The 26,930-nt window shown below is 63.6% G+C and carries 28 protein-coding genes, 1 tRNA gene and 2 pseudogenes; 13 read left to right on the top strand and 18 right to left on the bottom strand.

Features of this window, described 5'->3' with window-relative positions:
* Positions 1-5: 5 nt before the first annotated feature.
* From BraRD5C2_RS21905 to BraRD5C2_RS21895, 3 genes are all read right to left on the bottom strand, one after another.
* The gene (locus BraRD5C2_RS21905; RefSeq protein ID WP_223971348.1) at positions 6-1,772 is read right to left on the bottom strand and encodes a DNA polymerase; all 1,767 of its coding nucleotides are present in this window, start codon (positions 1,770-1,772) and stop codon (positions 6-8) included.
* Between the two features lie 4 nt (positions 1,773-1,776).
* Positions 1,777-2,439 (bottom strand): hypothetical protein, encoded by a 663-nt coding sequence (locus tag BraRD5C2_RS21900; RefSeq protein WP_223971345.1) that lies wholly within the window; start codon positions 2,437-2,439, stop codon positions 1,777-1,779.
* 103 nt (positions 2,440-2,542) lie between these two features.
* Complete coding sequence (locus BraRD5C2_RS21895) at positions 2,543-3,313, bottom strand: hypothetical protein (protein ID WP_223971342.1); 771 nt, start codon at positions 3,311-3,313, stop codon at positions 2,543-2,545.
* 7 nt (positions 3,314-3,320) lie between these two features.
* Between BraRD5C2_RS21895 and BraRD5C2_RS21890 the strand changes: the two are divergent.
* The 3 genes and pseudogenes from BraRD5C2_RS21890 to BraRD5C2_RS21880 all read left to right on the top strand — a co-directional run.
* Positions 3,321-4,013, top strand: a pseudogene (locus BraRD5C2_RS21890) (magnesium chelatase domain-containing protein); the annotation flags it as partial.
* A 257-nt stretch (positions 4,014-4,270) separates the two neighbouring features.
* Positions 4,271-4,720, top strand: coding sequence for a hypothetical protein (locus BraRD5C2_RS21885; RefSeq protein ID WP_223971339.1), 450 nt, complete (start codon positions 4,271-4,273; stop codon positions 4,718-4,720).
* 280 nt (positions 4,721-5,000) lie between these two features.
* A tRNA-Thr gene (locus BraRD5C2_RS21880) sits at positions 5,001-5,091 on the top strand.
* A 299-nt stretch (positions 5,092-5,390) separates the two neighbouring features.
* Here the strand turns inward: BraRD5C2_RS21880 and BraRD5C2_RS21875 are convergent.
* Positions 5,391-6,356: an IS1595 family transposase gene (locus BraRD5C2_RS21875; protein ID WP_223971337.1), complete on the bottom strand. Its 966-nt coding sequence runs from the start codon at positions 6,354-6,356 to the stop codon at positions 5,391-5,393.
* 102 nt (positions 6,357-6,458) lie between these two features.
* Here BraRD5C2_RS21875 and BraRD5C2_RS21870 point away from each other — a divergent pair, with 102 nt between their 5' ends.
* The gene (locus BraRD5C2_RS21870) at positions 6,459-6,683 is read left to right on the top strand and encodes a helix-turn-helix domain-containing protein (RefSeq protein WP_308444444.1); all 225 of its coding nucleotides are present in this window, start codon (positions 6,459-6,461) and stop codon (positions 6,681-6,683) included.
* Positions 6,684-6,952: 269 nt separating this feature from the next.
* Here BraRD5C2_RS21870 and BraRD5C2_RS21865 read toward each other — a convergent pair whose 3' ends face one another.
* Positions 6,953-7,555 carry a hypothetical protein gene (locus BraRD5C2_RS21865; RefSeq protein WP_223971335.1) on the bottom strand — a complete coding sequence of 201 codons (603 nt, stop codon included), beginning with the start codon at positions 7,553-7,555 and terminating at the stop codon, positions 6,953-6,955.
* 195 nt (positions 7,556-7,750) lie between these two features.
* Here BraRD5C2_RS21865 and BraRD5C2_RS21860 point away from each other — a divergent pair.
* The 3 genes and pseudogenes from BraRD5C2_RS21860 to BraRD5C2_RS21850 form a co-directional block, all read left to right on the top strand.
* Positions 7,751-8,569: pseudogene (locus BraRD5C2_RS21860) on the top strand (ATP-binding protein); the annotation flags it as partial.
* A 131-nt stretch (positions 8,570-8,700) separates the two neighbouring features.
* Entirely contained in the window at positions 8,701-9,219 is a 519-nt protein-coding gene (locus BraRD5C2_RS21855) for a hypothetical protein (RefSeq protein ID WP_223971333.1), read from the top strand.
* Positions 9,220-9,322: 103 nt separating this feature from the next.
* Positions 9,323-11,608: a PAS domain-containing hybrid sensor histidine kinase/response regulator gene (locus BraRD5C2_RS21850; RefSeq protein WP_223971331.1), complete on the top strand. Its 2,286-nt coding sequence runs from the start codon at positions 9,323-9,325 to the stop codon at positions 11,606-11,608.
* A 108-nt stretch (positions 11,609-11,716) separates the two neighbouring features.
* Here BraRD5C2_RS21850 and coaA read toward each other — a convergent pair whose 3' ends face one another.
* The 7 genes from coaA to hisB all read right to left on the bottom strand — a co-directional run bounded on the left by coaA (position 11,717) and on the right by hisB (position 16,502).
* Positions 11,717-12,673, bottom strand: a complete 957-nt coding sequence (coaA, locus tag BraRD5C2_RS21845; RefSeq protein ID WP_223972509.1) for a type I pantothenate kinase — start codon at positions 12,671-12,673, stop codon at positions 11,717-11,719.
* A gap of 35 nt (positions 12,674-12,708) precedes the next feature.
* The gene (locus tag BraRD5C2_RS21840) at positions 12,709-13,032 is read right to left on the bottom strand and encodes a phosphoribosyl-ATP diphosphatase (RefSeq protein ID WP_092120999.1); all 324 of its coding nucleotides are present in this window, start codon (positions 13,030-13,032) and stop codon (positions 12,709-12,711) included.
* A gap of 96 nt (positions 13,033-13,128) precedes the next feature.
* Positions 13,129-13,905, bottom strand: a complete 777-nt coding sequence (hisF, locus tag BraRD5C2_RS21835; protein WP_223971329.1) for an imidazole glycerol phosphate synthase subunit HisF — start codon at positions 13,903-13,905, stop codon at positions 13,129-13,131.
* Positions 13,906-13,916: 11 nt separating this feature from the next.
* Positions 13,917-14,648, bottom strand: coding sequence for a 1-(5-phosphoribosyl)-5-[(5-phosphoribosylamino)methylideneamino]imidazole-4-carboxamide isomerase (gene hisA / locus BraRD5C2_RS21830; protein WP_223971327.1), 732 nt, complete (start codon positions 14,646-14,648; stop codon positions 13,917-13,919).
* Complete coding sequence (hisH, locus tag BraRD5C2_RS21825; protein WP_223971325.1) at positions 14,645-15,295, bottom strand: imidazole glycerol phosphate synthase subunit HisH; 651 nt, start codon at positions 15,293-15,295, stop codon at positions 14,645-14,647. Before hisH ends, hisA begins: the two co-directional genes overlap by 4 nt.
* The gene (locus BraRD5C2_RS21820; RefSeq protein ID WP_223971322.1) at positions 15,292-15,822 is read right to left on the bottom strand and encodes a DUF2628 domain-containing protein; all 531 of its coding nucleotides are present in this window, start codon (positions 15,820-15,822) and stop codon (positions 15,292-15,294) included. Before BraRD5C2_RS21820 ends, hisH begins: the two co-directional genes overlap by 4 nt.
* Positions 15,823-15,908: 86 nt before the next feature.
* Positions 15,909-16,502 (bottom strand): imidazoleglycerol-phosphate dehydratase HisB, encoded by a 594-nt coding sequence (gene hisB, locus BraRD5C2_RS21815; RefSeq protein WP_021078165.1) that lies wholly within the window; start codon positions 16,500-16,502, stop codon positions 15,909-15,911.
* Positions 16,503-16,684: 182 nt separating this feature from the next.
* Here hisB and hslV point away from each other — a divergent pair, with 182 nt between their 5' ends.
* From hslV to BraRD5C2_RS21790, 5 genes are all read left to right on the top strand, one after another.
* Complete coding sequence (hslV, locus tag BraRD5C2_RS21810) at positions 16,685-17,242, top strand: ATP-dependent protease subunit HslV (RefSeq protein WP_024583062.1); 558 nt, start codon at positions 16,685-16,687, stop codon at positions 17,240-17,242.
* A gap of 2 nt (positions 17,243-17,244) precedes the next feature.
* On the top strand, positions 17,245-17,730 hold the full coding sequence (locus BraRD5C2_RS21805; RefSeq protein WP_223971319.1) for a GNAT family N-acetyltransferase: 486 nt from the start codon (positions 17,245-17,247) through the stop codon (positions 17,728-17,730).
* Entirely contained in the window at positions 17,727-18,323 is a 597-nt protein-coding gene (locus BraRD5C2_RS21800; protein ID WP_223971317.1) for a DUF2585 domain-containing protein, read from the top strand. The genes BraRD5C2_RS21805 and BraRD5C2_RS21800 overlap by 4 nt, the downstream gene beginning before the upstream one ends.
* A gap of 61 nt (positions 18,324-18,384) precedes the next feature.
* A complete protein-coding gene (hslU, locus tag BraRD5C2_RS21795) occupies positions 18,385-19,689 on the top strand; it encodes an ATP-dependent protease ATPase subunit HslU (protein WP_223971315.1) in 1,305 nt (434 codons plus the stop codon).
* 159 nt (positions 19,690-19,848) lie between these two features.
* Positions 19,849-20,973 carry a hypothetical protein gene (locus BraRD5C2_RS21790; protein ID WP_223971313.1) on the top strand — a complete coding sequence of 375 codons (1,125 nt, stop codon included), beginning with the start codon at positions 19,849-19,851 and terminating at the stop codon, positions 20,971-20,973.
* Positions 20,974-20,975: 2 nt separating this feature from the next.
* Here the strand turns inward: BraRD5C2_RS21790 and BraRD5C2_RS21785 are convergent, their stop codons facing one another.
* From BraRD5C2_RS21785 to BraRD5C2_RS21775, 3 genes are read right to left on the bottom strand one after another with little or no spacing between them, the layout of a single operon-like run.
* Positions 20,976-21,566: a Smr/MutS family protein gene (locus BraRD5C2_RS21785; protein ID WP_223971312.1), complete on the bottom strand. Its 591-nt coding sequence runs from the start codon at positions 21,564-21,566 to the stop codon at positions 20,976-20,978.
* Positions 21,563-23,149 carry a murein transglycosylase A gene (gene mltA, locus BraRD5C2_RS21780; protein WP_374708041.1) on the bottom strand — a complete coding sequence of 529 codons (1,587 nt, stop codon included), beginning with the start codon at positions 23,147-23,149 and terminating at the stop codon, positions 21,563-21,565. The genes BraRD5C2_RS21785 and mltA overlap by 4 nt, the downstream gene beginning before the upstream one ends.
* A complete protein-coding gene (locus BraRD5C2_RS21775) occupies positions 23,133-23,837 on the bottom strand; it encodes a Tim44/TimA family putative adaptor protein (protein WP_092121026.1) in 705 nt (234 codons plus the stop codon). The genes mltA and BraRD5C2_RS21775 overlap by 17 nt, the downstream gene beginning before the upstream one ends.
* A gap of 419 nt (positions 23,838-24,256) precedes the next feature.
* On the opposite strand from BraRD5C2_RS21775, the gene secB reads away from it, so the two are divergent.
* Positions 24,257-24,745 (top strand): protein-export chaperone SecB, encoded by a 489-nt coding sequence (gene secB / locus BraRD5C2_RS21770; RefSeq protein WP_223971308.1) that lies wholly within the window; start codon positions 24,257-24,259, stop codon positions 24,743-24,745.
* A gap of 185 nt (positions 24,746-24,930) precedes the next feature.
* On the opposite strand, the gene dnaQ is transcribed toward secB, so the two are convergent.
* From dnaQ to BraRD5C2_RS21755, 3 genes are read right to left on the bottom strand one after another with little or no spacing between them, the layout of a single operon-like run.
* Positions 24,931-25,653: a DNA polymerase III subunit epsilon gene (gene dnaQ, locus BraRD5C2_RS21765; RefSeq protein ID WP_223971307.1), complete on the bottom strand. Its 723-nt coding sequence runs from the start codon at positions 25,651-25,653 to the stop codon at positions 24,931-24,933.
* Between the two features lie 31 nt (positions 25,654-25,684).
* Positions 25,685-26,284: a dephospho-CoA kinase gene (gene coaE, locus BraRD5C2_RS21760; RefSeq protein ID WP_223971304.1), complete on the bottom strand. Its 600-nt coding sequence runs from the start codon at positions 26,282-26,284 to the stop codon at positions 25,685-25,687.
* Positions 26,285-26,320: 36 nt separating this feature from the next.
* Positions 26,321-26,929: a Maf family protein gene (locus BraRD5C2_RS21755; RefSeq protein ID WP_223971302.1), complete on the bottom strand. Its 609-nt coding sequence runs from the start codon at positions 26,927-26,929 to the stop codon at positions 26,321-26,323.
* Position 26,930: the final 1 nt, after the last annotated feature.

The following is a 26,930-nucleotide window of genomic DNA, read 5'->3' as shown; positions in this document are numbered from 1 at the left end:
GACCGTCAGACGGTAGCTTTTCCTTCGAAATGGGCATGCGGCATACGCCCGAACCGCATGACTCGGTTCCACATGTCGATGCCACGGTCCTCCATGTACCGCTGCGGGTGTCGGATGAACTTCGCTTCGGTGCGAATCGGCACGCCACAAACCGCTTCGCCTGCTTTGGTCATGATCGCGCGCATGATTTCGACGTCGTGCTCAAGCCGTTCCGGCGGCGCGGCGATCAGGAAGGCGTCGTGAACGGGCGCGCAGAGCTCAATGCCCGCGCTGACGCCGCCGATGGCCGCGATCCGCATCATCTCGGCACCGTTTGCCTGCATCGGGAAGTTCCGGATCGAGGTGATCTTTTCTCCGCCGACCATCCGGCGCGGCCAGCCAAACACGGTCCTCATACGCCTCGAAAGGAGCGCCGCGTCGACCATGTCGTCGCTCCATTTCCAGAATGCTCGATAGGTGCGCTTGTGGAGCGCGATGAGATGGCGCGCCATCGCGACCGAAATTCCTGCTTGAAGCGCCATTGAGTCTGGTCCCATCCCGTAATTCAACCCAAGGACGACGACCTTGCAGGCGTTGCGTACCTCTGAGTGCGATTCTTTCGTTGCGCCTTCCGGGGCGAGGCCCGCGTCGGTTGCGAAGGCGAGATACGGGTCACCGCAAACGTAGGCGGCGATCAATCGTTCGTCGCCCGATAGGCCGGCCGCGATACCGATCTCTTGGCTGGTGAAGTCGATGTATGCCAGGTAGACGTCATCAGTAGGCGCTATGAAACCCCGCATCCACTTCGCGTTTCCGAACGCAAACTTGGTAGTCGAGGGTTGGTTGCGCCCCGTCACTGAGCTGAACGGCCTCAGTGAGGTCCTAGCGCGAGCATCTGGCCCCACGAGGAGACCGTCTAAATCGGCGAGGCGGGCGACGTTGCGAAGGTCCCGAAGCGGCGCGATGACGGGCCAAGCTGCCTCTTGCTGCTTGAACACGTCGTCAGAAAGCGCGAGCAGGCCGGACGCGAGCCTGGGCCATGAAATGCGCCGACGGTACAGCCATCGACTGAACCGGTCGCGCTTGAAGGTCTCGCCGTCATAGACGCCGAAGCCAGCGTCGACTTCCGCGATCAGATCTCTGCGGATGCGGGGCCACTTGTGCCGGATCCTGCGGAGCAGCCCGAGATCGATCGGTATGCCGGCATGCTCCATGGCCGCGACAGCGACCGCATATCGACCGCGCAAGCGAGCGGCCCTCGGAAGGTCGATCGATGGGGCCATCGACCGTAGCAGCGCGACCGTCGCGTCCACATCAGACTGACAATAGTCAAGAATTCGCGATTTTTCTTCCTCGCTCCAGTCGCCACCGCCCAGCACGAGGTCGCGCATGGACTCCTTTGTCGCGGCGTCCATGTGGGGTAGGTTATGCAGCGTCAGGGCGTCGATCAGGCTCGCGGTACGCCGGGCGCCGTTCGTCTCGACCCTGAATTCAGCGTATAGATCGAGGACATTGACGGGCAGCGGCCAACCCAGCGCGAGAAAGCAGCCGATCTCGGCCTGCGCCGCGTAGGCCACCAAGCATGAATCGGCGTCGGTCGCGAACGGAGCCCGCGACATTCGGTACAGCTCGTCTTGCCAATAGCGCCATGTTTCTCCGCTTCGAACCTCGTGTACGACGAGGCAAACGACTTTGGGGCGGCCTCCTCGGCCCGATTGAAATTCGAAGTCGACGCAGTTGACGTGTTTGAATGGGATGGCCCGCAGGCCATCCCGCCGTTCCTCGGTCCCCATGCGCTCACGCCTCGCCGCGAAGCTTCTTGCAGATAGGGTGATCCGAGCTGTCGATGATGCGACCCCTGAAGGCGATCTCGAGCAGCTCGTTAAGTGGCTTGTCGGGGAACGCGGGCGGGTCGAAGTCGCCCAATGCTTTCCTGATCCGATACTGCTTCTGGCCCGGGTCCGCATAGATCCGGATCCAGTCGGCTTTGGCCATCTCGGCGCCCCTGAGCGCGCTGTCATACCAGGGATTGCTCGCGCCGCCGGTCGGGAGCTTGACTGGCCATAGTATGACCAAGCCCGACCGAGTGACGGTCACGCAAAGCTGCGCGTAGAAGGCGGCCCGCAGGTCCATCATCTCGCCGAGCATGCGCGGAGCGACGATGTAATATTCGCTGGTGAAGTTGTCCCTGCAGTCGTGCAGAGCCACGGTGATCGTCATGGCTCTGTCCGGACTGACGCGGACAAACTCCTCGGCGGGAGGCTTCCGTACCGAGACGACGGCGAGCTGTTCCTCGGCGCCATCGAGACCGGCTTCCTTCATGTCGACCTTGAACTGATCGAGGTCGGCGAAGATGCTCACACCCCGGGACGCATCGCCTACGGAGACCGGGTGCGAAACGGCGAGAGTATCGAAGGCGTCGGGCGCCAGGGCACCCGGCTGAGTTTCAATCGTATTCAAGTTGCTGCTCCTTCTGAGTGATTTCAGACGGAGCCTCATCTCTCACATCACGGGAGATGTTTGGGGAAAGAGACCGGTGGTTAAGGAACGCTTTTCTTGTACCTTAATCCCTCCATATTTTGCTTGACTTCATGAGATTTTCTTCACTCTCCGGGAAGATCTCGTGCCATTCCCAGCAATGATCCTCATCCTTCTTGTAAAATTGAAAAGTCTCGACGACGTATTCCAGTCCCTGCTTCAGCATCTCTTCAAGGTCGTCGTTGCCAATCAACGGCTCCGCCTGCTTGAGGCAGATCTTGAGATATTCGCGAAACGCACCACTCGAAGAGGTCTCCTTTGCCTGGTTGGGCACGTCGATCTTCAGGTAATAGGAACGAATCTTGAGAAGCTCGACAAAGAGCACGCCCACCATCGTTCTCATCCACGTCTTATTCCGGCTGCGAAACTGAAGGCCTTCTACGGCGCAGTCCAAAATGGCAGCGAGCGTATCCAGCTCCATCAGATGAGAATTGATTGTAGGCTCGCCAAATGCTTTGGCGATGCGATCGAAGTCCTGTCGGGCTTTTAGGATTGTCAGCTGTGTCGACAGCCGTTTGGTGTCTTTGCGGGTGCGCTCCAGCGCCTCGCGCGTCTCTGGCGTTATGCGGTTGAACAGATGCATCTTGTCACCCGCTGCGTAGTCTGCCAGCGCGCTTTCAACTTCTTGCCGAGACTCGGGGGGCAGTTGGCATACTTTCCCGGACTTTGGCGGCGGCAGGCAGCTCGATACGAGCTCGCTCCAAATTTCATCGGTTAGTCGGACCATGCTCAGTCCTTTCGTTTCAACGGAGGCCGCAATACCCGAGCCGGGAGGAGAAACGCAACCATCGATCATCGCTGCGATGCACGCGAAGGCTTGGGGGTTATTTGGCTACACTATTGCGATCGTCGGCCTGCCCGACAAGGCGGTGTCGGAGGCGCGCGAGCGGGTGCGCTCGGCGCTGATCGCCTCCGGGCTGGCGCTTCCCGCCCGCCGCATCACCGTCAACCTCGCGCCGGCCGACCTGCCCAAGGAGGGCAGCCATTACGATCTGCCGATCGCGCTCGGCCTGATGGCGGCGATCGGGGCGATCCCGCCGGATGCGCTCAGCGGCTTCACCGTGCTCGGCGAACTTGGGCTCGACGGCTCGATCGCACCGGTGGCGGGCGTGCTGCCCGCGGCGATCGGCGCCAATTCGCGCGACGAGGGATTGATCTGCCCGGCCGCCTGCGGCTCGGAAGCCGCATGGGCGAGCCCGGACATCCAGATCATCGCAGCCCATTCGCTGATCCAGATCGCCAATCACTTCAAGGGCACGCAGCTGCTGTCGCGGCCACAGCCGAAGGTGCAAGACCAGAACGAGGCGCGCGAGGAAGCGCTGCTCGACCTGCGTGACATCAAGGGCCAGGAGAGCGCCAAACGCGCGCTCGAGATCGCCGCCGCCGGCGGACATCATTTGCTCATGATCGGCTCGCCCGGCGCCGGCAAATCGATGCTGGCGGCGCGGCTGCCTTCGATCCTGCCACCGCTGTCGCCGTCCGAATTGCTCGGCATTAGGTAGCAAACTCACCAAGCAACGCCTCGCAGCTATGCTGCCTGTTTTGCTACTATTCCACCCATGAAACAGACATCATGGGCTGGCGCTTTGTTGATTGCGGTACTGGCCGTCATGTACGGCGGGATCGGAGCGTATCTAGGTCACGATGTCGGCATAGGATGGTTTTGGGGCGGCGTCGCCGGTAGCGCAGCTTTTGCGGCGGAGGCAGCGCTGCATTACGCATTCTCTCCCCTCGTCGATAAGCGACGCCGCCGATGAGCGAATTCGTCCTGAATGGGCTGGTAAAGCGCCGCGCGCAGTTGGCGGGCGATATCGAAAACATCCATGAAGCCCTGCGGAAGATGGTCTTGGACCTAGAAAGCCTAGACGCGACCATCCTCCAATTCGATCCGGACTACCGAGTTGAGACCATCAAGGCCAAGGCCTTCCGGCCGCCGAAGGATTGGAGCAACCGTGGCCAGATGTCCCGGATCATCTTGAGCGTGCTCAGGCAGGCCGCAGAGCCGCTGACGACGCGAGATATCGCTCTCCAGCTTCTAGTCGAGCGGGCCTTGGATAAGAGCGATCAGCGGCTCTTGCGGCTCATGACGAAGCGGGTCGGAGTCGCGCTTCGTGGCCAGCGGGAGAACGGCCTTGTCCAGTGCGAGCAGGGGCCTGGGCAGTACATGCTGTGGGAAATCGACCGTGGTCGTAGGCTTACGTGAGTCCCGGAAATTCAATCCGTTATCGCGAATAAATACTTGCCCTGTGAACAGCGACCGGCGGGCATGATGTAGGCCATTGGCCACATTTTTTGAGCTTGGGAATCTCTGAGGACTCACTGATACTTGGCTCGATCACAGGCGCGGCACCGCCCCCTGTCCTTCCACCATATTTAGTGTTTGATTCAGAAACTCGTACTAGTCGTGGACGGATGGTTAAGGCCGGGCTAAAAAGAAAGCGCCCCGTCGATGATTCGACGAGGCGCTGTTCCTAGAAGCGATTGGGGACGTAGCTGAACTGGAAGCCTGCCACGGCGCACAGCACCCGATTTGTAATCGGGAGAATGTGGGTTCGAGTCCCGCCGTCCTCACCACTTAGAGGCCTCTTCGCAAGAAGGGGCCTCTTTTAATTCCAAGCCCATCTAGACGGGCGAATCAACAATTCAAATGTCTCATAGAAGGATTCGCCCTGCAAGGTTCTTTATGGCACCTTCCAAGGGTCTTTGAAGCACCTCGTGTGGCGTATCTGTGCCAAAAGTATCTACCACCCTCCCGGACGGCATGAAGGCGCTGCTGGATCAGTGCGTCGCCCGCAAGCTGTATGGCGACGAGGCCGCGACCATCCGGCAATTTATCAATGACGGGTTGGAGCGTTTGATAGGCCAGCGTCGGATTATTGACGCTCCGACCGTTGCCAGTAGCCTTTCCATTGGCGAGACACGGGATGGTTGAGAGTGGCGCTAGTGGTCATCAAATATTGTTCGCCATTGCTCACGCGCCGGTTGTTTTCGCGCCACGCCATTTCGCTGGCATAGGCTGACAGGTACGGCCCGGCAACGTGGTGATGAATGCCGATTTCAGCGCGACGCAAGCGAGAGAAAAACGATTCCGCTTGGTTGGTGTTAGCTTCCTCGGTTGAATAGGCCTCGGAATGATTGATCCGCTTCGTCAGGAAGCGCGCATGTAGCGCGTCCCAATGCACGGCCTCGTCAGCGTAGACGGTGCTGCCGGGCGCGACGGTGCGGGCAATCGTAACAACCGAAGCATCTTCCGACTTGAACACGAATGGCAGCGTCCGACCGCCGCGCTCGCGCATAATGACAACCACGCGGCGCTTGCCGGTTTGGTTTTCAGCAAGGCGACGGTCTTTGCGGTCAACACGGCGATTGGACGGGCGAACGTGACCGCCGAAGTATGCACCGTCCACTTCGACCTCACCCGAAACGATTGCGCCGTTAGCTTCGGACGCAAGAGCTTCGCGGATTTTATGCGCCATCACGAAAGCCGTCTTGTATTGGCAGTCCAGGTCACGGCTCAGTTGGAGCGCGCTATGGCCCTTCGCGCCATTCACGAAAATGGCGATGGCAAGCAAGTAGTCACGGATCGATAGTTTGCGGCTGGCGAAGATGGTCCCGCTCGTCACGCTGAATTGGTGATTGCAGGCCTTGCACTTGAACAGCTTGCGGGTCGCGTAAGTGTAGACCGCGACGCAACCGCACCGAGGGCAAACCGGCTCGCCGTCAGTGGCGGCCCAACGGACAAGCTTGAAGGTCTGATAGGCTTCCTCGTCCGACAAACGGGCGACCTTCGCTAAACTTAGCGACGTCGCCTTTGCCGTGAGAAGGAAGTGTTGCGACATGAGACCAACGTTTTCCGTTGACCTCATTGATAAGTGTTGAAAGTAATGACGTCAACTTAAATCGTTGACCTTGACGAATATGTTGACTGTCAACATATTGCGATGATGTCGCCGGAACAGTGTCGAGCCGCCCGAGCATGGCTAAATTGGCCTCAAGACGCGCTTGCAAAAGCCGCGAGCGTGGGCGTTTCGACCGTTCGAGACTTTGAGGCAGGCAGGCGGGAGCCGACGCGAAACAATCTAACGGCAATGCAAGCTGCACTGGAAAAAGGTGGCGTTTCATTTGTCGAGGATGAAAAGAAGCGCGGCATTTTCATGCCGCGCTAGACGCGATTCGGCGGGTCTGCTAAAAATGGGGCGTTAAGCCCCGTGAACTATTATGTGGGCTTGCCACATGGGATACTCCTAGTCTCTGCCCTCGGTAAGGGTCTCGGGGTTGAACATGCCAGAGGGTTTTTCCGCCAAGATTGGCCCTCTAGCGGTGGTACGGTGGAGATGGAGGGATTTGCACCCTCGGGGCGTTGGATGGAAAGCCGCACCCCGCACTACGCCATCCCCATTTTATAGAACCGGAGCCTCGCGGCTCCGGTTTTGTTTTATAGGCCCTTCGCCTTGTCATCCTCCGCCACGATGGCGTCCTCAGACGCGGTGAAATAAGGGTCAGAAGTAGGCTCCTTCTCGTCTTGCGGCTTCGCCACGCGCGCCTTCGGCGTCGGCTTTCGAAGGCCCGGATACCATTCAAGCAAGCCGAATAAATCTGTGTTCGGCAGCTTCACGAAGAGTGCCGAATTCTTGCCGAGTGAAATGCGAATACCCTGCTTCTGCACATCTGCGTTTGAGGTGCCGAAGTTGTATGTCCCTTGCAAAAGAGCTTCCCGAATATCCTCGACGGGAGCCGGCGACGCTTTACCGGCAGCGTCAAAGCGGGCCTGAAAAATGGCCTTTGCCGCCGTTGCGAACGGCACACCCAAAAACTCGCCAGCGGCCCAAGCCTTTGTCGAGATGCGCGCAGTCTGCGCGACCGCCGCTCCTGGTGTGGTCGTGGGTGAAAGGTCGGTGAAGCGGGGAGCACGCTGTGCCAGCTCGTCCAGCGCGTTGACTACCGTTTTCCAACGCACCGACTCGGCCGCATGGAATGCGGCTTGAGCGTCGTGCTGTTGGATGCGCTCCAAAGCGCTGCTGATGGGGTCGTCAGACATGGATTCTCCGAGGAGTTGCCAGTCTAGTACCAGTTCCCCGGATACCCCGCAAGGAACAAATGCAACCCTCGGATAGGGTTTTTCTGACATTAAACTATCCATCTGATTTTGCTGTGCTTTATCCCGTTGTACTCCCTGTGGAGATCGTGGGTAAAAGCCAAAATGGCAATTAGGTGAGTTTGCTACCTAATGCCGGAATTGCTCGAAGTCTCGATGATCGCGTCGGTCGCCGGCGAGATCCGCGACGGCGCGTTGACCGCGCGGCGCCCGTTCCGCAGCCCGCATCATTCCGCCAGCATGGCGGCGCTCACCGGCGGCGGCATGCGCGCCAAGCCCGGCGAGATCTCGCTCGCGCATCAGGGCGTGCTGTTCCTCGACGAATTGCCGGAGTTCGATCCGCGGGTGCTGGATTCGCTGCGCCAGCCGTTGGAGAACGGCGAGGTTTCGGTGAGCCGCGCCAACCACCGCGTCACCTATCCGGCGCGCTTCATGCTGGTCGCGGCAATGAACCCGTGCCGCTGCGGCCACGCCTATGAGCCCGGCTATTCCTGCAAGCGCGGCCGGCTCGACCGCTGCACCGCCGACTACCAGATGCGGATCTCCGGCCCACTGATGGATCGCATCGATCTGCGGATCGAGGTCCCGGCCGTGACCGCGGCGGATCTGATCCTGCCGCCGCCGGCGGAGGGATCGGCCGAGGTCGCCGCACGCGTCGCGGCCGCGCGCGACATCCAGCTCGCGCGCTACGCTGCGGCCGGCATGCCGCATGTCCGCACCAATGCGGAAGCACCGAGCGCGCTGCTCGAGACCATCGCGCAGCCCGACGCGCATGGCCAGAAGTTGCTGCGCGAGGCGGCCGAGAACATGCACCTCACCGCGCGCGGCTATCACCGCGTGCTGCGGGTGGCGCGCACGCTCGCCGATCTCGACGGCGCCGAGACGATCGGCCGGCTGCATCTCGCCGAAGCGCTGTCCTATCGTGCATTGGCCGACGATCTGCGCCGCGCGGCCTGACTCGAACCGCAGCACTGTCCCGATTCATGCCGGAATCATCCGCGTCAACGCGACGGTAACCACTCTCATTTACGCTGCGCAAACCATAAGCACCGCGGTCCGCGGCAAGCTTGGGTCGAGCGAGTTGTGTCATGTTGCGTATGAAGGTTTTGGCCTCGGTGGTCCCCCTTGCCGTGGCCGCGGTATTCGCCCGCGCTGAATTCCTGCCGGGTCCCCGGCCCTGCATCGAGGTCGGCGGCGCCACGATGCAAATCGCATCGGTCCCCTGGCAGGCGCAGCTTCACGTCAGCTTCACCGACGACCCCAGCCTTGCCACCGTCCGGGTCCGGGTCGCCGACAGCGCCGAGGCCGCCGACTTCACCGTGATCGACGACATCGACGATGCCGAGGCCGGCGCCTGCGAAAGCAGTTCAGTGCCGCAGCTGATCGGGATTTCCGGCGCGCCGACCGCAACCGGCCCCATCATCTATCTTTCTCATGACGGTCCGTTCGATTACCGCGTCTACGTGCAGTCGAAGACGTTCTCGGCGCGCGATGCCGCGGCCCTGATCGTCAGCGCCCGCGGCGGACACCGCCGCCTCGAGGCGGCAGCGCTAGAGCCGCACGCGCGCTTCCTCGACCAGACAATGGCGGAGTTAACCCCGCGCTAACCCTGTTGCGAGGGGCGGCGCGAAACGGCCACCAACCTCAAGCACTTTTCAAGGTGGCCGACGCATCGTCATCGGCAGATCGGCACTCTCAGGACCACCATTGATGGGGCGTTTCTTCCGGATCAAGTTACGCCTTCGCCGCTTCCTGCGACGCCATTCCTGGGTCGCGACGATCGTCCGTTCCTTCACGATCTTTTCCGTCGCATTCGGCGGCGCCTTCGGGTTCATTTCCGGCGCGCTCTCGAGCCACAGCGGCTACGATCCCAATATATTCGCGATCGGCGTCAGCTTCCTGTTCGCGCTCGCCTGTCTCTGGATCGTGACGCTCGGCATCCGGCTGCGGCTGATGCGCAGACGGCTGCGCACCATCGCCATGCACAATGAGGCGATGGCCGACCGCAACTGGGAACTGCAGGAAGCCGAACAGCGCGCCTCCACCCTGTTCGAGGCGCAGGACGATTTGATCGTGCTGCGCGACCTCGACGGCCTCATCACCTATGCCAACGACGCCTATTGCGCGCTGGCGCAGATCCCCCGTGGCGAATTGATCGGCAGCACCGCTACCCTCAAGGTGCTCGAGCAGGGCGACACCGCACTCGAATCCAACGGCACGCGGGTCTACGACCAGAAGATCGAGGGACCGCTCGGGCCGCGCTGGATCGCCTGGCGCGAGGGCCTCGTGCGCAACGATGCCGGCGCGCCGGCGGAGATGCAGAGCGTCGGCCGCGACGTCACCGACCGCACCGAGAGCGAGCGCGCGCTGGCCGAGGCGCGCGATCAGGCCGACGCCGCCAACCGCGCCAAGTCGCGCTTCCTTGCGATGGCCAGCCACGAGATCCGCACCCCGCTGAACGGCATCATCGGCATGAGCGGACTGCTGATGGACACCCAGCTGACGCCGGAGCAGACCACCTACGTCAAGGCGGTCAAGACCTCCGGCGACGCGCTGCTCGCGCTGATCGAGGAGCTGCTCGATTATTCCAAGATCGAAGCCGGCAAGATCGATCTCGAACACCGCGCCTTCGCGCTGTCCGGCCTGATCGAGGAGATCACCGAATTGCTGGCGCCGCGCGCGGAGGCCAAGGGCATCGAGATCGCCGCCTATGTCGACGAGCGGTTGCCGATGCAGGTGACCGGCGACGCCGCGCGGCTGCGCCAGGTGCTGCTCAATCTCGCCGGCAACGCCATCAAGTTCACCGCGACCGGCGGCGTGGCGCTGATCGTCGAGCCCGGCATCTGGCCGGACGAGATCAGCTTCCTGGTTCGCGACACCGGCATCGGCATCGCACCGGAAGCGCAGCAGCGCATCTTCCGGGAATTCGAGCAGGCCGACGACCGCATCGCGCGCAGCTATGGCGGCACCGGCCTCGGCCTCTCGATCAGCGACCGCATCGTCAAGCGAATGGGCGGCCGGATCTCGCTCGCAAGCACGCCGGGCGCGGGCTCGACCTTCGAGGTCTCGATTCCGCTCGTCGCTGCCGACAGCGGCGAGGCCAACGGCTTCACCGCGCCTGATCTCGCCGGCCAATCCATCATGCTGGTCGCACCGCACAGCATCCAGGCCTCGCTGATCTCGCGGCGGCTGCAACGCTGGGGCGCGCAGACCTGCATCGTGTCGGATGCCGATGTCGCCAAGGCCTTGCTGCCGGAGCGGAGCTGGCACACGGTGCTGATCGATCACACGCTCGGCACGCCGACGATCGAGACGTTCGCCAACGCTGCCCGCATCCACACTACCCATCGCATCGTGATGGTGACGCCGGCGACGCGGCAGGACCTTTCGGCCTCCGAGACAACCATGCTCACCGGCTATCTGGTCAAGCCGCTGCGGGCGTCGTCGCTCGCCGCTCGCCTGACCGCGTCACCCGAAATCACCGCGCCAAGCCTCATGATGCCAAGCCTTGTGACGCCAAGCACTGCGATCGAGACGGACACGGAGTCCGCGCCCACTGCGCCGGCGGCCGCGCCACCAGGGCTCTCGATCCTGGTCGCTGAAGACAATGAGATCAACGCGCTCCTGATGCGCTCGCTGCTCGCCCGGCTCGGCCACACCGTGGTCATCACAACCAATGGCGAGCAGGCGATGGAATCCTGGCTCTCGGCGACGTCCGCCGGCACGCCCTACGATCTCGTGCTGATGGACATCCAGATGCCGCGCCTCAACGGCATCGAGACCACCAAGCAAATCCGCGCCCACGAGTCCGGCGGGCTGGCTGGTCAGTCCGGACGCCGGACGCCGATCCTGGCACTGACCGCCAACACGCTGGTGGAAGATCGCTATGCCTGCTTCGAAGCCGGCATGGATGGTTTTCTGATCAAGCCGCTCGACCGCGAGAAGCTTGAGGAAGCGCTCGCAGGCCTCGCCGCTGCGCGGCATGTCGCGGCGTAAATCTACCCGTCATTGCGAGCGAAGCGAAGCAATCCACCGCGCCGCATAACGGAAACATGGATTGCTTCGTCGCTCCGCTCCTCGCAATGACGACCAGAACAGCGGGTGTTACAGCCGGCGCAGCGCGACCGTCTGCACCACGTGGTCGGCGCCCTTCTTCAGGATCAGCGTCGCGCGCGGCCGGGTCGGCAGGATGTTGTCCTCGAGATTTGCGAGGTTGGTGCGCTCCCAGATTGCGATCGCGGTTGCGGTTGCTTCCTCGTCCGACAGCGGCGCATAGCGGTGGAAGTAGGACCTTGGATCGGTGAACGCGGTGTCGCGCAGCGCCAGGAAGCGCTTGATGTACCACTGCCGCAGCGCGGACTCGTCGGCGTCGATATAGACCGAGAAATCGAAGAAGTCGGAGACGAACGGCACCGCCTTGCCGTCGCGCGGCAGCCGCCCGGTCTGCAGCACGTTGACGCCCTCGACGATCAGGATGTCGGGCTGGTCGATCTCGACCCATTTGTTCGGCACGATGTCGTAGGTCAGATGCGAATACACCGGCGCACGCACCCGGCGTCGCCCTGCCTTGATGTCGCTGAGGAACGACAGCAGCGTCGGCAGATCGTAGCTCTCGGGAAAACCCTTCTTCTGCATGATGCCCTGCCGCTCGAGCACGGCATTCGGAAACAGGAAACCGTCGGTCGTGATCAGATCGACCTTCGGGCGCGGCGACCAGCGCGCCAACAGCGCCTGCAGCACGCGCGCCGTGGTCGACTTGCCGACCGCGACCGAGCCGGCGACGCCGACGATATAGGGCATCTTGCGGTCGCGGATGTTGAGGAACTGGCGCTGCGAATAATACAGCCGCTGGGTCGCATCGACATAAATGGAGAGCAGTCGCGACAATGGCAGGTAGATGTCCTCGACCTCCTGCAAATCGAGGCGGTCGTGCATCGAACGCAGGCGGTCGAACTCGCCCGGCTCGAGCGTCATCGGCGTATCGTCGCGCAGATGCGACCATTGCTGGCGCGTGAAGGTGCGATAGGGGTTGTATTGCTGATCTGGTGACCGGATGTCCATAAGGCCGCCCCTCTCAATGCGCTCGATCATGTGCGCTAGTCGCGCTTGCGCGCCGCCTTCTCTTCCAGTCCCGACATCGAGGTGCGCTTCTCCAGCGCGGCCTCGACATCCTCCAGCTTCACGCCGCGTGATTTCAACAGAACCAGCAGGTGAAACACGAGATCGGCACTTTCAGCGATGAGATGATCTCGGTCATTCCCGACCGCGGCGATCACGGTCTCGACCGCCTCCTCGCCCAATTTCTTCGCGCAATGCTCCGCACCCTTGTCGAGCAGCTTGCGGGTGTAGGACGCCTCGCCGCCCGTTGCAGCACGGGCGTCGATGGTAGCGGCCAGATCGTGGACCGTGAAACGCGACATCAACTCAACTCAAGCATGCGCACCGGCACCGCTCTGGTGCCATCCCTCAGGTGGGGGCTTAGCATTTTTGTGACAAGGAGTCCCAAACCACGCACGTTAGGGATCGAGCCGCATCGGCAGGCCGGCGCGCACCATGTGATCCTTGGCCTGGCGGATGGTAAATTCCCCGAAGTGGAAGATCGACGCGGCCAGCACGCCGGTGGCATGACCCTCGCGGACGCCATCGACCAGGTGATCGAGATTGCCGACGCCACCGGACGCGATGACCGGTACGGGGACACTGTCCGCGATCAGCCGGGTCAGCGGCAGGTCAAAGCCCTGCCTGGTGCCGTCCCGGTCCATCGAGGTCAGCAGGATTTCGCCGGCGCCGAGCGCGACGACCTCCTGGGCATATTCGATGGCATCGATCCCGGTGGCATTACGCCCACCATGGGTGAAGATCTCCCAGCGGTCCGAGCCGCCGGCGCGCTTGACCCGCTTGGCGTCGATCGCGACCACGATGCATTGCTCGCCGTACTTCTCGGCCGCTTCCTTGACGAACTCACGGCGGCTGACCGCCGCTGAATTGATCGAGACCTTGTCGGCGCCGGACCGCAGCAGGATCTTGATGTCGTCGACGGTGCGGACGCCGCCGCCCACGGTCAGCGGCATGAAGCAGGCTTCCGCCGTCCGCCGCACAACATCCAGCATGATGCCTCGGTTCTCATGGGTGGCGGTGATGTCGAGGAAGGTGAGCTCGTCGGCGCCGGCGGCGTCATAGGCGATCGCGGCCTCGACCGGATCGCCGGCGTCGCGCAAATCGACGAAGTTGACGCCCTTGACCACGCGCCCGTCCTTGACGTCGAGGCAGGGGATCACGCGAACCTTGAACATGTCTGTGTCTCCTAGGCCGCGCTGCGGATCAGCTTGAGCGCGGCGGCGGGATCAAGCCGACCGTCGTAGAGCGCGCGGCCGACGATGGCGCCGGCGAGCTTCTTGGCACGCGGCTCCAGCAGCGCCTTGACGTCGTCGATCGAGGCGAAGCCGCCGGAGGCAATCACCGGAATCGAGATGCGGTCGGCGAGGGCGACCGTGGCCTCGAGGTTGAGGCCCTTGAGCAGGCCGTCGCGGGCGATGTCGGTGAAGATGATCGCGGCGACGCCGGCGTCCTCGAAGCGCTGCGCGATCTCGAGAACAGTCACATGCGAGGTCTCGGCCCAGCCCTCGACCGCAACCTTGCCGTCGCGCGCATCGAGGCCTACCGCGACGCGGCCGGGGAATTGCTTCGCCGCGCCCTTCACGAGCTCCGGATCACGCACCGCCGCGGTACCGATGATGACGCGCGTGATGCCCTTGTCGAGCCAGGCCTCGATGGTCTTGAGGTCGCGGATGCCGCCGCCGAGCTGCACCGGCATGGTGACGGCCTTCAGCATCGCCTCCACCGCATGCGCATTCATCGGCTTGCCGGCGAAGGCGCCGTCGAGATCGACGACGTGGAGATATTCGAAGCCCTGCGCGGCGAAGCTCTTGGCCTGCGCCGCCGGATCGAGATTGAACACGGTGGCGCGCGCCATGTCGCCCTGTTCCAGGCGCACACACTGGCCGTTCTTCAGATCAACCGCTGGAAAGAGAATCACGGCTTCCACTTCAAGAAATTGGAGATCAAAGCGAGGCCGAAGCGCTGGCTCTTCTCGGGGTGAAACTGGGTGCCGATCGCGGTGTCCTTGCCGACGATCGCGGTCACCGGCCCGCCATAGTCGGCACGCGCCAGCACGTCCGCCTCGTTGGCAGCGTTGAGGTGATAGGAGTGCACGAAATAGGCGTGGCGTCCCTTCGGCCCGAGCGGCAGCCGCTCCAGCACCGGATGCTCGCGCACCATGTCGAGCGTGTTCCAGCCCATGTGCGGGACCTTCAGGCTCTCGTCGCGCGGCTCGATCTTCACGACATCGCCGCCGATCCAGTTGAAGCCCTCGGTGATGACGTGCTCCTTGCCGCGCGTCGCCATCAACTGCATGCCGACGCAGATGCCGAAGAACGGCCGCGCCTTGACCCGCACCGCCTCGGTGAGCGCTTCCAGCATGCCGTCGACCGCGTCGACGCCGCGGCGGCAATCGGCGAACGCGCCGACACCGGGCAGCACGATGCGATCGGCGCGATACACCGCGTCGGGATCGCGCGTCACCTTGATGGCTTGCGGATCCTCCATGCTGCGCGCGGCGCGCTCGAACGCCTTCGCCGCCGAATGCAGATTGCCGGAGCCGTAATCGATGATTGCAACGCTCATCGCGATCCTCCTGGCTCTGGAAACAATCCGATGATGCCGCCTTGCGGCATCGGCGGGGGCTTTGAGAATGACTGGCCCGGAACGTCCCGGGTCGGCGGCGGCCCGCCGCGATCCACGGACCGCTGATCGTTGACGGCGCCGCGATGCCGCGCGGTCCAGCGCTCGAAGAAGCGGCGCTCGGCGGCGTCCCTGTTGTGGGCCACGACGATGTCGAGCTGGCGCCATTTGCGCCGCGACAGCGTCCAGCGTTGCAAGGTCGCGGCCTCCAGCCCGATCAGTACCATCAACACCAGGTCGACGAGCAAGATCGCGCCGCGGCCGATCCCGAGCTTGGTCAGCGCAAAATCGATCGCGAAAGTCAGCACCAGCCAGCCGATCAGCGCCAGCCAGAGCCGATGCCAGACCAGCCAGATCACCCCCGCGACCGCGGCCCAGAAATGGAAGCCGTCGCGCACGAAAACGAACTTGTCGGCTGCCGCGAGATCGGCGCCGCTGGCCACGGGGGCATGCACTGTATAGACCGGCATCGAACGCTCCGCCGAGGATGGACTCTTACTTACCGCATGATCTCCCGGAAAACCGGTGCCACCGTGTCCGGATCATGCTCCCGGGGTCAGCCGCCGAGCTGACCCTTTGTCGAGGGCACTTCGCCCTGGGCACGCGGATCGATCGCAACCGCCGTCCGGAGTGCCCTCGCCAAACCCTTGAAGCAGGATTCGGAGATATGATGGCTGTTCTCGCCATATAGGGTCTCGACGTGGAGAGTCACGCCGGCGTTCATCGCGAAGGCGTTGAACCATTCGCGCACCAGCTCGGTGTCGAACTCGCCGATCTTGTCGCGCGGGAACTCGACCTTGAACACGAGCACCGGGCGGCCGGAAATGTCGATCACGACGCGCGACAGCGTCTCGTCCATCGGCATGTGGATCGAGGCGTAGCGGGTGATGCCGGCCATGTTGCCGAGCGCCTGCTTCACGGCCTGCCCGAGCGCGATTCCGACGTCTTCGGTGGTGTGGTGGTAATCGACATGGAGATCGCCATCCGCCTTCACCGTGATGTCGATGCGCGAATGCCGGGCCAGGAGATCGAGCATATGGTCGAAGAAGCCGATCCCGGTCGAAACCGTGGATACGCCTGCCCCGTCGAGGTTGACCGTCACCTCGATGTCGGTCTCCTTGGTCTTGCGCTTGATGGTTGCCGTGCGCATGAAGATTGAGCTTTCCCGTGCCGAAAACGCCGGTCTTTTAACAGGCTGATGTCACCTTCGCTACTGCGGGATGACCCCGAAACGCCCTAACTTCGGGCCATGGTGACCCAAATTCCTTGCTAAATCGCCCGATTGTAACCCCCTGCCCGACCGCCTAAATCTGCCCGGAAGAGAGGTAACCTATGCAAGCATCCCAAAATGAGCTGCCGGTCTGGCATGGCACCACGATCTGCACGGTCCGCAAGGGCGGGAAGGTGGTGATCGGCGGTGATGGGCAGGTCTCGATCGGCCAGACCGTGATCAAGGCCAATGCCAAGAAGGTCCGGCGGATCGGCAAGGGCGACGTGATCGGCGGCTTTGCCGGCGCCACCGCCGACGCCTTCACCCTGTTCGAGCGGCTGGAAAGCAAGCTGGAGCAATATCCGGGGCAGCTGACCCGGGCGGCCGTCGAGCTCGCCAAGGACTGGCGGACCGACCGCTATCTGCGCCGGCTGGAAGCCATGATGATCGTGGCCGACAAGGACGTTTCCCTGGTGCTGACCGGCACCGGCGACGTGCTGGAGCCCGAATCCGGGGTCATGGCGATCGGCTCCGGCGGCAACTATGCCCTCGCCGCGGCCCGCGCGCTGGTCGATACCGACAAGGACGCCGAGACCATCGTGCGCCGCGCGCTGGATATCGCTGCCGACATCTGCGTCTACACCAACCGGAACGTGACGATCGAGACGATCGGCGGCTGAGCATGGCCGGCCCCTACCGTTTCCGCCCGATGACGACGGCCGATCTGCCGCAGATCAGGCAGTGGCTGGCGTTGCCGCATGTCCGCCAGTGGTGGGGCAATCCGGCCGAGCAATATGCGCTCGTCAGCGGCGACCTCGACGAGCCGGCGATGGACCAGTTCATCGTTGCCGCCGAGGGCAACGATTTCGGTTACATCCAGTGCTACGACCTGACGGCGTGGAATTCCGGCTTCGGCAAGCAACCGGAAGGCACCCGCGGCATCGATCTCTTCATCGGCGCGCCCGACATGACGGCGGGTGGCCACGGCTCGGCGCTGATCCGCGCCTTTGTCGACGACTGGCTGGCGCAAGGCGTGCCCCGCATCGTCACCGATCCCGATCCGGCCAATGCGCGTGCCGTGCGCGCCTATGCGAAGGCGGGCTTTCGGGAGGCCGGAATGGTCGATACGCCTGACGGGCCTGCGCTGCTGATGGTCCGCGACGCATGACACTCGCGCCAAAGCCCGACACCAATGTTCCGGCGTGGCAATGGTTTGCGATCGCCGCCGCGCTGCTCGTGCTGCAGGCCGCGCTGCTCTATGCGATGGGCCGTCTGCCGATCTGCGCCTGCGGCTATGTCAAGCTCTGGCACGGCACGGTGCAGAGCTCGCAGAATTCGCAGCACATCGCCGATTGGTACACGCTGTCGCACATACTGCATGGCCTGCTGTTCTATGGCCTGACCTTCCTGCTGCTGCCCCGGCTCGCCTGGCCCGGGCGGCTGATTGTCGCGATGCTGGTCGAAGGCAGCTGGGAGCTCGTCGAAAACTCCAACTGGATCATCGAGCGCTACCGCGCCGGCACGATCTCGCTCGATTATTACGGCGACACCATCGTCAATTCGGTGTCGGACACGCTTGCGATGGTTTTGGGTTTCCTGCTGGCGCGCAAGCTGCCGGTCGCCGCAACCGTCGCGCTTGGAGTTGTGTTCGAAACCGTGATGCTGCTGCACATTCGCGACAATCTGACACTGAACATCATCATGCTGATCCACCCGTTCGAGGCGATCAGGCACTGGCAGGCTGGGCCGCCGATCCTTTAGGGGATCATGCCCTGGAAGACTGCCGCTTGCCGAGACCACCTTTTCAACCTAGCTAGAGCCAATGACCGACTTCTCCCCCCGCGAAATCGTTTCTGAACTTGACCGTTTCATCGTCGGCCAGGCCGATGCCAAGCGCGCGGTGTCGATCGCGCTGCGCAACCGCTGGCGGAGGCTGCAGCTTGCCGGTTCCCTGCGCGAGGAGGTTCTGCCCAAGAACATCCTGATGATCGGGCCGACCGGCGTCGGCAAGACCGAGATCGCGCGGCGGCTCGCCAAGCTCGCGGGCGCGCCGTTCCTCAAGGTCGAAGCCACCAAGTTCACCGAGGTCGGCTATGTCGGCCGCGACGTCGAGCAGATCGTCCGCGACCTCGTCGAGGTAGCGATTTCGCAGACCCGCGAGCGCAAGCGCAAGGACGTCCAGGCCCGAGCCCAGCTCGCCGCCGAGGAGCGCGTGCTGGATGCGCTGGTCGGTCCCGCATCGAGCCCGGCGACGCGGGAGTCGTTCCGCAAGAAGCTGCGCGCCGGCGAGCTCAACGACAAGGAAATCGAGATCGAGACGCAGTCGTCCGGCAGCGGCATGCCGATGTTCGAAATCCCCGGCATGCCCGGCGCCCAGATGGGCGCGATCTCGCTCGGCGATATCTTCGGCAAGATGGGCGGACGCAGCAAGACCCGCCGCCTGACCGTGGAAGGTTCGCACGAGATCCTCGTCAACGAGGAATCCGACAAGTTGCTCGACACCGACCAGCTGGTGCAGGAGGCGATCAGCGCCGTCGAGAACAACGGCATCGTCTTCCTCGACGAGATCGACAAGATCTGCGTGCGCGAGAACCGCCAGGGCGGCGACGTCTCGCGCGAAGGCGTGCAGCGCGATCTGCTGCCGCTGATCGAAGGCACCACGGTCTCGACCAAGCACGGCGCGGTCAAGACCGACCACATCCTGTTCATCGCCTCGGGCGCCTTCCATATCGCCAAGCCGTCGGACCTGCTGCCGGAGTTGCAGGGCCGCCTGCCGATCCGCGTCGAGCTGCAGGCGCTGTCCCGCGACGACATGCGCCGGATCCTGACCGAGCCGGAGGCGTCGCTGATCAAGCAATATGTCGCGCTGCTGAAGACCGAGGGCGTCACGCTCGACATCACCGACGGCGCGATCGACGCGCTGGCCGATGTTGCCGTTGCGGTCAATTCCACGGTCGAGAATATCGGCGCGCGGCGGCTGCAGACCGTGATGGAGCGGGTGCTGGACGAGATCTCCTTCACCGCCCCTGATCGCCACGGCGAGACCATTCAGGTCGACGCCGATTACGTGACCAAGCATGTCGGCGACCTCGCCAAGAACGCCGATCTCAGCCGGTTTATTTTGTAGACGTACAGTCATCGTCGCCCCGGCGAAGGCCGGGGCCCATAACCCCTGCAGCCCCCAGTAACCAAGACTCGGGACGACATTCCTTCTAAAAGCTGCCTTCGGTGGTTATGGGTCCCGGGTCGCGCTTCGCTTGCCCAGGACGACGAGAGTGGGCGATCGATGAGTCTGCGAATCTGGGAGAGACCCTGGCGCTTGATGCTGACCGTCAATGCGGCCGTGCTGGTCGGGGTGTTCCTGCACAAGATCGCACTGCCGCCCTTCGTTCCCTACATCCATCTCCTGGTCGACTATCACTACGGCTTCACCAAGCGCGCGCTGATCGGCGCGATCGTGTCGCTGTTTACCGACAAGGTGCCGGTGTGGCTGGTGTTCGCGCTGGCCGGCGCTGTCTGGCTGGTGACGCTCGCCCTGTTCGTCAAACTGTTCCAGCGGACATTCGGCTTCGACGACGCGCTTTGGCCGCTGTTCATTTTCATCGCGGGATCGCCGTTCTTCCTGAAGAATTTCATGCACACGCTCGGCCATTTCGACATCTATGGCTGTGCGCTGACGATCGCGCTGCTGCTGATCCCGGCGCGCTCGGTCATCTATGTGCTGATCGCGGCGCTGTTCTCGATCCTGCTGATCCTGGTCCATCACATCTTCGTCCTGATGTATGTTCCGACCATCGCCGCGATCGTGGTGCTGCGCTTCTATCTGATGCAACGCGTGACGCCGCGAAGCATCGCCGTCGGCCTCGTGGCAGTCGCCGCGGTCGGCATCCTGTTCCTGGTCGCGCAGTTCGCCGGCACGGTCGAGGTGCCCGATGACGAATTCATCCGTCACCTGCAAAGCCGGATGGCCGATCCGTCGCGCACCGACCTGCTTCAGTTCGGCTACATCTGGTACCAGCCGCTGTCGAAGGAGTTCGCCGACACCTGGGCACGGATGCCCTCGAACATCCTCGGCGTCCCGGTATTTGCGCTGCTGATCTGGCTGCATGTGCCGCTGTGGCGCTATTTCGCGCGGCTGATCGGCGCGCTCGCAAATGAGCTACATCGGCGGATCGTGTTCGCCGCGCTCATCATGATTAGCGCCGGCTATCTGGTGATGTTCGTGACCGTGTTCGACTATTCGCGCTGGATCTCGAACTGGGCGGTCTGCATGTTCCTGATGCTGCATGCCGTGAAGATGCTGCCGGCGTCAAAGGACGTGCCGCCCATCCCGTCAGACGATCGCAAGTCGACGATTTTGGGCTGGATCGTGACGCTGATCCCTCGCGTCGGAATCGTCAGACCTTTTTAGGTTCAGCGCGCGCGCCGGACGCGCACATAGAGCGCGCCCTCGCCGCCGTGGCCGATATGCGCTTCCTCGAAGCCGACGACCAGCGAGCGGAATTCCGGCAGGCTGAGCCATTCAGGCACCTGGCGGCGCAGCACGCCGCGTTCGGACTCCAGCCCACCGACCTTGCCCTTGCCGGTGATGACGAGCACGAAGGTGAGCCCGTCGCTGTGCGCGCGTTGCAGGAACGCGAACAGCCTGCGATGCGCGCGGATCTGCGTCATGCCGTGCAGATCAAGCCGCGCATCGATCTCCTGCCGGCCGCGCGACAGTTTTGCACGTTCGCGGCGGCCGATCGGCGCCAGCGGCGGCACCTGCGGGCGCGACGCCGGCGCGGCCTTGACCGACGTCACCGGCTTGACCGGGATGGGTTTGGCCGCGGCGTGATGCGTGGCCGGGTCAGAAGCTGCGGCGTGGGCTTTCGGTGCGGCCGGCTTCTTGCGCAGCGGCTTGACCTGCTTGGCCACGCTCTCCCAGAGCGCACGCTCTTCCTCGCTCAGCGCACGCTTGCGCCGCGACGGAGCGGACAGATCGGGGATCGGCACGGGTCGTTTCATTGATCGCGGTGATGGCGAGTGCGCCGGGTGCGCCGCTTCTCCGGTTGCGGAATGTCAGGCCGGGCGACCGGCAGCGGCACCGGTTCTGCCACAGGCGCCGACTGCGCAACAGAGGTTGTTGCGGCCGGTGCTGCGGGCGCGGCATCCTTCGCGGCCGGGGTCTTGGCGGCGTCCTTGCTCCCAGCCTTGGCGACGGTCGCAGTCGGTACATCCGCCGGCTTGTCCTTCTGCGGATCGGTCTGCGGAAACAGCTTCGCGATCTTGGCCGACGGCCGTTCGTCAGGGATCGGCAGCTTGTGGCCGCGCGCAACGGGATCGAGTCCCTTCGGCACCAGCATCACGAACTGCATGTTGTGCCGCAGCCGGCCGGAGACCTTGCCGGCGTCCGCGCCGGCGCCGAAATAGAGATCGGCGCGCGCCGGGCCGACGATCGCCGATCCAGTATCCTGCGCGATCATCAGCCGGTGGAACGGCGTCTTGGATTGCTCGGATTCGATCGGCAGCTCGCCGGCAATGAAGAACGGCGTGCCGTAGACATGCAGCGCCTTGTCGACCGCGATCGAGCGGCCCGGCGTCAGCGGCACGCCCTGCGCGCCGACCGCCTCGTCCTTGTCCGACAGCGGCACTTCGCGGAAGAACACGTAGGCGCGGTTCTGCCGGCGCAGCTCCTTGGCGCCGTCGGGGTTCTGCTCCATCCACTCCCTGATCTTCTGCATCGACATCTGGTCCCTTGGGATGATGCCGCGGTCGATCAGGACGCGCCCGACCGGCGTATAGGGATAGCCATTATGCGCGTCGTAGTTGATGCGCAGCGTGGTGCCGTCCTCGAACTTGATCCGCGCCGAGCCCTGGATCTGCGCGAACAACAGATCGGTCTGGCTCTTCAGCCAAGCGATCTCCAGCCCACGGCCGGCGATCGCGCCGTCCTCGATCTGGCCACGGTCGTAATAGGGCACGAGCTTGCGCCGGCCGATCTTGCGATACACCGGACCGCTGTTGGGCAAGCCGACCGACGCTTGCGTCTTGCCGCGCACGAACAGGTTGGACGGGCGGCGATAGACCGGAACATTGTAGACGTCGGTCTGGGTCCGCGAGCCATCAAGCACCGGCTCGTAATAGCCGGTGACGAAGCCAGCATCCTCGCCGAGCCGCGAGATCCGCAGCGGCACAAAATTCTGCTCGAAGAATTCCTTCGCCTTCGCCCCGCTGCCGAGATCGAGTCCCTTGGCGATCCGGCAGGGATCGCGCAACGAGCCGCCGAGCGCCTTCGAATCCGCGGGCGCGCCCTGCTGGGCCGCGATCGGCTTGCAGCTGGTGCGAAACGCGTTGTAGGCGGCGAGATGATCGTCGTCGTTCCAGCCGGAGACATTGGCCCAGGCGAGCGGTTCGTACTGGCTGCCGCTGACCTGCAGCGGCAATTCCAGATTGGGATAGGGGATCGGGTGAGACTGCTCGTGTCGCGGCGGAGCGTGCCTGTTCGACCTGTAGCGCGCGCCGATCGCCGCCGTGGAGCACACAACCGCCAGCGCACAGCACGCGATCGCGAGGCGCCCGTAGCTGAGATGTTTAGTGAGCGCTTCCAGTTCCAACCAGCTTCCAATTCGGATCGCGGGAAGTCGAGTCGCGGGCGAATGTCCAGATGTCGGTGATGTCGGCGACCTTGTCCGGGCTGCCGTCGACGATGGTTCCCGCCTTGTCGCGCGTGACCGAGATCATCTGCGACACGAAGCGGACGGTGAGCTGGGTCGAGCGATCGCGCGTCTCCGCACTGACGATCTCGGCCTTGTCGATCGACACGAACCGCGTCTCGGTCTTCTGCTCATGCTTCTCGCGATCCTTGATCGCGGCCTCGAAGCTTTCATAGACCTCGGCCGACAGCAGGTCGCGCAGCGCGCGGCGATCGCCGTTGGCGAAGGCCAGCACGATCATTTCATAGGCCGAGCGGGCGCCTGAGAGGAAATGCCGCGGGTCGAACGAGGAATCCTGGGCGACAACCGCGTCGAGACCCTGCGCCAGCGGCGTGCCGGGCTCTGCGATGCCCTTCCAGCGTTCCGTGGGCTCGACCGGTTCGGCGGGCGCGGCCGGGGCCGGCTGATCGATCACCGATCCCGGGATCGGCACGACGTTGTTATCCTGGCCGCGCTGCAGGACGTTGGGTGCTGCGCGATCATACGGCGGCCGCTCGCTTCCCGTGCGCTGTCCGAGAACGCTGCGCAGACGCAGGAAGATAAATACGGCCAGCGCCAGGAAGATGATGGTGTAGATATCCACGTCGAGTTCGCTTTCTGGTCTCTGCCGGCAACGGGCCGGGCATCAAAGCGTTCCCGGTCGGGAACGGCAGAGATTACATCACCGATTGAGTCCGCAGCATGTAGGCACGAAACTATGCCCGGCCAATGGCGCTTTTTGGCACGGGCAAGTGTAGCGCGTTTTGACCCCGGGGGGAAACCCGTTCCTTCCCGGAAATCGCGTATCTTCAATAATTTAGGAAGCCGTTAAAGGATTGGGCGGAGTTGCGCTCGCTGCCCCGATGCCGGCGATTTGGCCGCAGGGCCGCCGGCCCGCACGCGCTCGTCGTCCTTGTGGACCAAGCCGGGGCTATGATAGCCACTCGCCGGCATCGGCATTTCCAAACCTTAACGCGTGCCGTCGGACACCCAGTCCCGAGCGCCGCTCCAGGAGACATTTCCATGACCAATGGCAACGGCGCCCCCGTCGAACAGCCCGCTCCCCAGCTCAACGTACTGGCGCAGTACACCAAGGACCTGTCGTTCGAGAACCCGAATGCGCCGACCTCGCTCGGCCAGCAGCAACAGCAGCCCGCGATCAACATCCAGATCAACGTTGGCGCCAACAACCTGTCGGAAAACGAGTACGAGGTGGTCCTCTCCATCGAGGGCAAGGCCGAGACCGCGGGCAAGGTGATGTTCAGCTTCGATCTCGCCTATGCCGGCGTCTTCCGGATCGTGAACGTGCCGAAGGAGAATCTGCATCCGCTGGTCATGATCGAGTGCCCGCGGCTGCTGTTCCCGTTCGCGCGCGAGATCGTCGCGACCTCGGTCCGCGACGGCGGCTTCCCGCCCCTGCTGCTCGACCCGGTCGATTTCGTCGGCCTCTACCGCCAGAACATGGAGCGGCAGGCCGCCGCCCAGGCCGCCTCCGGCGTCAAGCCGAGCTGAGCTAGAGCTAGAGAATACCGAAGCCTAACCCGTCATCCTGAGGAGCCCGCACTTGCGGGCGTCTCGAAGGATCGGCGGGCCACCGGCCGGTCCGTTCATCCTTCGAGACGCCGCTTCGCGGCTCCTCCAGCGACAAAGGCAAAGCCTTTGCGCGGGGGTGACGGGGGAAACATCGCAATCGTGAATCAAGCCGCCGGTGCTGCAGCGGGCGTTGGCGGCGGCAAATAGTCGTTCCAGATCGGCTTGTCGCCGAGCGTCGCGACGAAGGCCCGGTGGGCTTCGCGATCCGCCTCGCTGACCCGTGCAACCAGCGCCGTCTCGCGCTGCCGCCGCGGCGTATCGCCATGGCTTCCGCTGCGCGCATCCGAATTTTCCGACGCCAGGATGAGCTGCGACTGCCGCGCCCCGATCAGGTCGATATAGACCTCGGCCAGCAGCTCGGCATCGAGCAGAGCGCCGTGCTTGGTGCGGCGGGAATTGTCGATCTGATACCGCGAGCAGAGATCGTCGAGCCGGTTCGACACCCCGGGATGCTTGCGTCGCGCCAGCAGCAGCGTATCGACCAGCCGGTCCTTCGGAATCGCCTTCCGCTTGATGCGGTCGAGCTCGGCGTTGATGAAGCTGATGTCGAACGAGGCGTTATGGATCACCAGCGGCGTATCGCCGATGAAGGCCAGGAACTCGTCCACCACCTCATTGAACAGCGGCTTGGAGGCCAGGAATTCGGTCGACAGTCCGTGCACGTTGAACGCTTCAGCGGGCATGTCGCGTTCGGGATTGATGTAGACGTGGTAGGTCTGTCCGGTCGGCATGCGGTTGAAGATCTCGACGCAGCCGATCTCGACCAGCCGGTCGCCGCGCAGCGGATCGAGGCCAGTGGTTTCGGTATCGAGAACGATTTCGCGCATGACGTGAGGGAATCCGGAAAAGCGGCGCGAATCAGGTTCGCCGCTCCGACATCTTAGCAACCTCGGCCAGAATGTCGCGGATCCGCGCCCGCACCGGATCAAGTCCGTGCGAGGTATCCACGATGAAATCCGCGCGCTTGCGCTTCTCAGCGTCCGGCATCTGCTTGGCGATGATGGCGTCGAGCTTGGCCGCATCCATGGTGCCCCGCGCCAGCACGCGCTCGCGCTGCAGTTCCGGCGTGGTTGTGACCACGACGACGGCATCGACGCGCTTCTCACCGCCGGTCTCATACAGCAGCGGCACGTCGACGACGACAATCGGCGCGCGGGCGGCTTCCGCATCGGCAAAGAATCTCTGCCGCGACGCGCCAAGCATCGGATGCACGATCTGTTCGAGCTGCCGCATCGCCGCGGGGTCATGCACCACGCGTGACGAGAGTTTTGCGCGGTCGACTTTGCCGTCCGCGGTGGTGCCGGGAAAGGCGGCCTCGATCGCAGGGACCGCTTCGCCTTCGTAGAGCTGATGCACGGCCGCATCGGCGTCGTACACCGGCACACCGGCCTCCATGAAGAGTTTGGCCGTGGTGGATTTCCCCATCCCGATCGAGCCGGTGAGTCCCAAAATCAACATCGGTTCAGCATCTCTCCGTCGCCATGTCTCGGCATCTCACACCGCGAGCAGCCTTTCGCGGCGCAGGAATGCGAGCAGCGACAATAGCGGCAGGCCGAGGATGGTGAAATGGTCGCCTTCGATCCGCTCGAACAGATGCACGCCGAGACCCTCGAGCTGGTAGGCGCCGACGCTGGTCGTCACAGCCTCCCCGGCCTGGTCGAGATAGGCTTCTATCTCGCCGGCAGCAAGCCGCCGCATCGTCATCCGGGCCACGCTCACATCGTCGAACAGAACTTTCCCGTCGCGCGCGACCGAGACGGCCGAATGCAGCGCGTGCGTCTGTCCGGCGAGCAGGCCGAGCTGCTCGGCAGCCTGCGCACGGCCGGCCGGCTTGCTGAACATCCGCTGCCCCAGTGCCAGCGTCTGGTCGGCGCCGACAACATATTGACCCGGCTTCTGCCGCGATATGAACAGCGCCTTCTCGCGCGCCAGGAGCGAGGCGATCTCGCCCGGTGCCGAAAGGCCGGAGTTCTTCTGCACGGCGCGCTCATCGATATCGGCCGGCAGCGCCTCGAATTCGAGCCCGGCGTTTTCAAGCAACATCCTTCGCGCACGGCTTTGCGACGCAAGGATCAGCTTCTGCGGGCCACGCCAGATGCTCATG

Source organism: Bradyrhizobium sp. RD5-C2 (assembly GCF_019972155.1).
Taxonomy (GTDB): domain Bacteria; phylum Pseudomonadota; class Alphaproteobacteria; order Rhizobiales; family Xanthobacteraceae; genus Bradyrhizobium.
The sequence above is the reverse complement of the archived record's forward strand: the minus strand, read 5'-3'. Positions and strand labels throughout refer to the sequence as shown.

What these genes read in the sequence shown, in the direction of transcription:
- BraRD5C2_RS21790 (WP_223971313.1), top strand. Translation starts at nt 19,849, where the DNA reads ATGAGTCTGCGAATCTGGGAGAGACCCTGGCGCTTGATGCTGACCGTC.
- hisF (WP_223971329.1), bottom strand. Translation starts at nt 13,905, where the DNA reads ATGTTCAAGGTTCGCGTGATCCCCTGCCTCGACGTCAAGGACGGGCGC.
- BraRD5C2_RS21850 (WP_223971331.1), top strand. Translation starts at nt 9,323, where the DNA reads ATGGGGCGTTTCTTCCGGATCAAGTTACGCCTTCGCCGCTTCCTGCGA.
- BraRD5C2_RS21805 (WP_223971319.1), top strand. Translation starts at nt 17,245, where the DNA reads ATGGCCGGCCCCTACCGTTTCCGCCCGATGACGACGGCCGATCTGCCG.
- hslV (WP_024583062.1), top strand. Translation starts at nt 16,685, where the DNA reads ATGCAAGCATCCCAAAATGAGCTGCCGGTCTGGCATGGCACCACGATC.
- BraRD5C2_RS21905 (WP_223971348.1), bottom strand. Translation starts at nt 1,772, where the DNA reads ATGGGGACCGAGGAACGGCGGGATGGCCTGCGGGCCATCCCATTCAAA.
- BraRD5C2_RS21865 (WP_223971335.1), bottom strand. Translation starts at nt 7,555, where the DNA reads ATGTCTGACGACCCCATCAGCAGCGCTTTGGAGCGCATCCAACAGCAC.
- secB (WP_223971308.1), top strand. Translation starts at nt 24,257, where the DNA reads ATGACCAATGGCAACGGCGCCCCCGTCGAACAGCCCGCTCCCCAGCTC.
- BraRD5C2_RS21895 (WP_223971342.1), bottom strand. Translation starts at nt 3,313, where the DNA reads ATGATCGATGGTTGCGTTTCTCCTCCCGGCTCGGGTATTGCGGCCTCC.
- BraRD5C2_RS21820 (WP_223971322.1), bottom strand. Translation starts at nt 15,822, where the DNA reads ATGCCGGTCTATACAGTGCATGCCCCCGTGGCCAGCGGCGCCGATCTC.
- BraRD5C2_RS21755 (WP_223971302.1), bottom strand. Translation starts at nt 26,929, where the DNA reads ATGAGCATCTGGCGTGGCCCGCAGAAGCTGATCCTTGCGTCGCAAAGC.
- BraRD5C2_RS21855 (WP_223971333.1), top strand. Translation starts at nt 8,701, where the DNA reads ATGTTGCGTATGAAGGTTTTGGCCTCGGTGGTCCCCCTTGCCGTGGCC.
- BraRD5C2_RS21875 (WP_223971337.1), bottom strand. Translation starts at nt 6,356, where the DNA reads ATGTCGCAACACTTCCTTCTCACGGCAAAGGCGACGTCGCTAAGTTTA.
- BraRD5C2_RS21885 (WP_223971339.1), top strand. Translation starts at nt 4,271, where the DNA reads ATGAGCGAATTCGTCCTGAATGGGCTGGTAAAGCGCCGCGCGCAGTTG.
- BraRD5C2_RS21870 (WP_308444444.1), top strand. Translation starts at nt 6,459, where the DNA reads ATGATGTCGCCGGAACAGTGTCGAGCCGCCCGAGCATGGCTAAATTGG.
- BraRD5C2_RS21840 (WP_092120999.1), bottom strand. Translation starts at nt 13,032, where the DNA reads ATGTCGCGTTTCACGGTCCACGATCTGGCCGCTACCATCGACGCCCGT.
- hisB (WP_021078165.1), bottom strand. Translation starts at nt 16,502, where the DNA reads ATGCGCACGGCAACCATCAAGCGCAAGACCAAGGAGACCGACATCGAG.
- BraRD5C2_RS21800 (WP_223971317.1), top strand. Translation starts at nt 17,727, where the DNA reads ATGACACTCGCGCCAAAGCCCGACACCAATGTTCCGGCGTGGCAATGG.
- coaA (WP_223972509.1), bottom strand. Translation starts at nt 12,673, where the DNA reads ATGGACATCCGGTCACCAGATCAGCAATACAACCCCTATCGCACCTTC.
- hisH (WP_223971325.1), bottom strand. Translation starts at nt 15,295, where the DNA reads ATGAGCGTTGCAATCATCGATTACGGCTCCGGCAATCTGCATTCGGCG.
- coaE (WP_223971304.1), bottom strand. Translation starts at nt 26,284, where the DNA reads ATGTTGATTTTGGGACTCACCGGCTCGATCGGGATGGGGAAATCCACC.
- dnaQ (WP_223971307.1), bottom strand. Translation starts at nt 25,653, where the DNA reads ATGCGCGAAATCGTTCTCGATACCGAAACCACTGGCCTCGATCCGCTG.
- BraRD5C2_RS21785 (WP_223971312.1), bottom strand. Translation starts at nt 21,566, where the DNA reads ATGAAACGACCCGTGCCGATCCCCGATCTGTCCGCTCCGTCGCGGCGC.
- hslU (WP_223971315.1), top strand. Translation starts at nt 18,385, where the DNA reads ATGACCGACTTCTCCCCCCGCGAAATCGTTTCTGAACTTGACCGTTTC.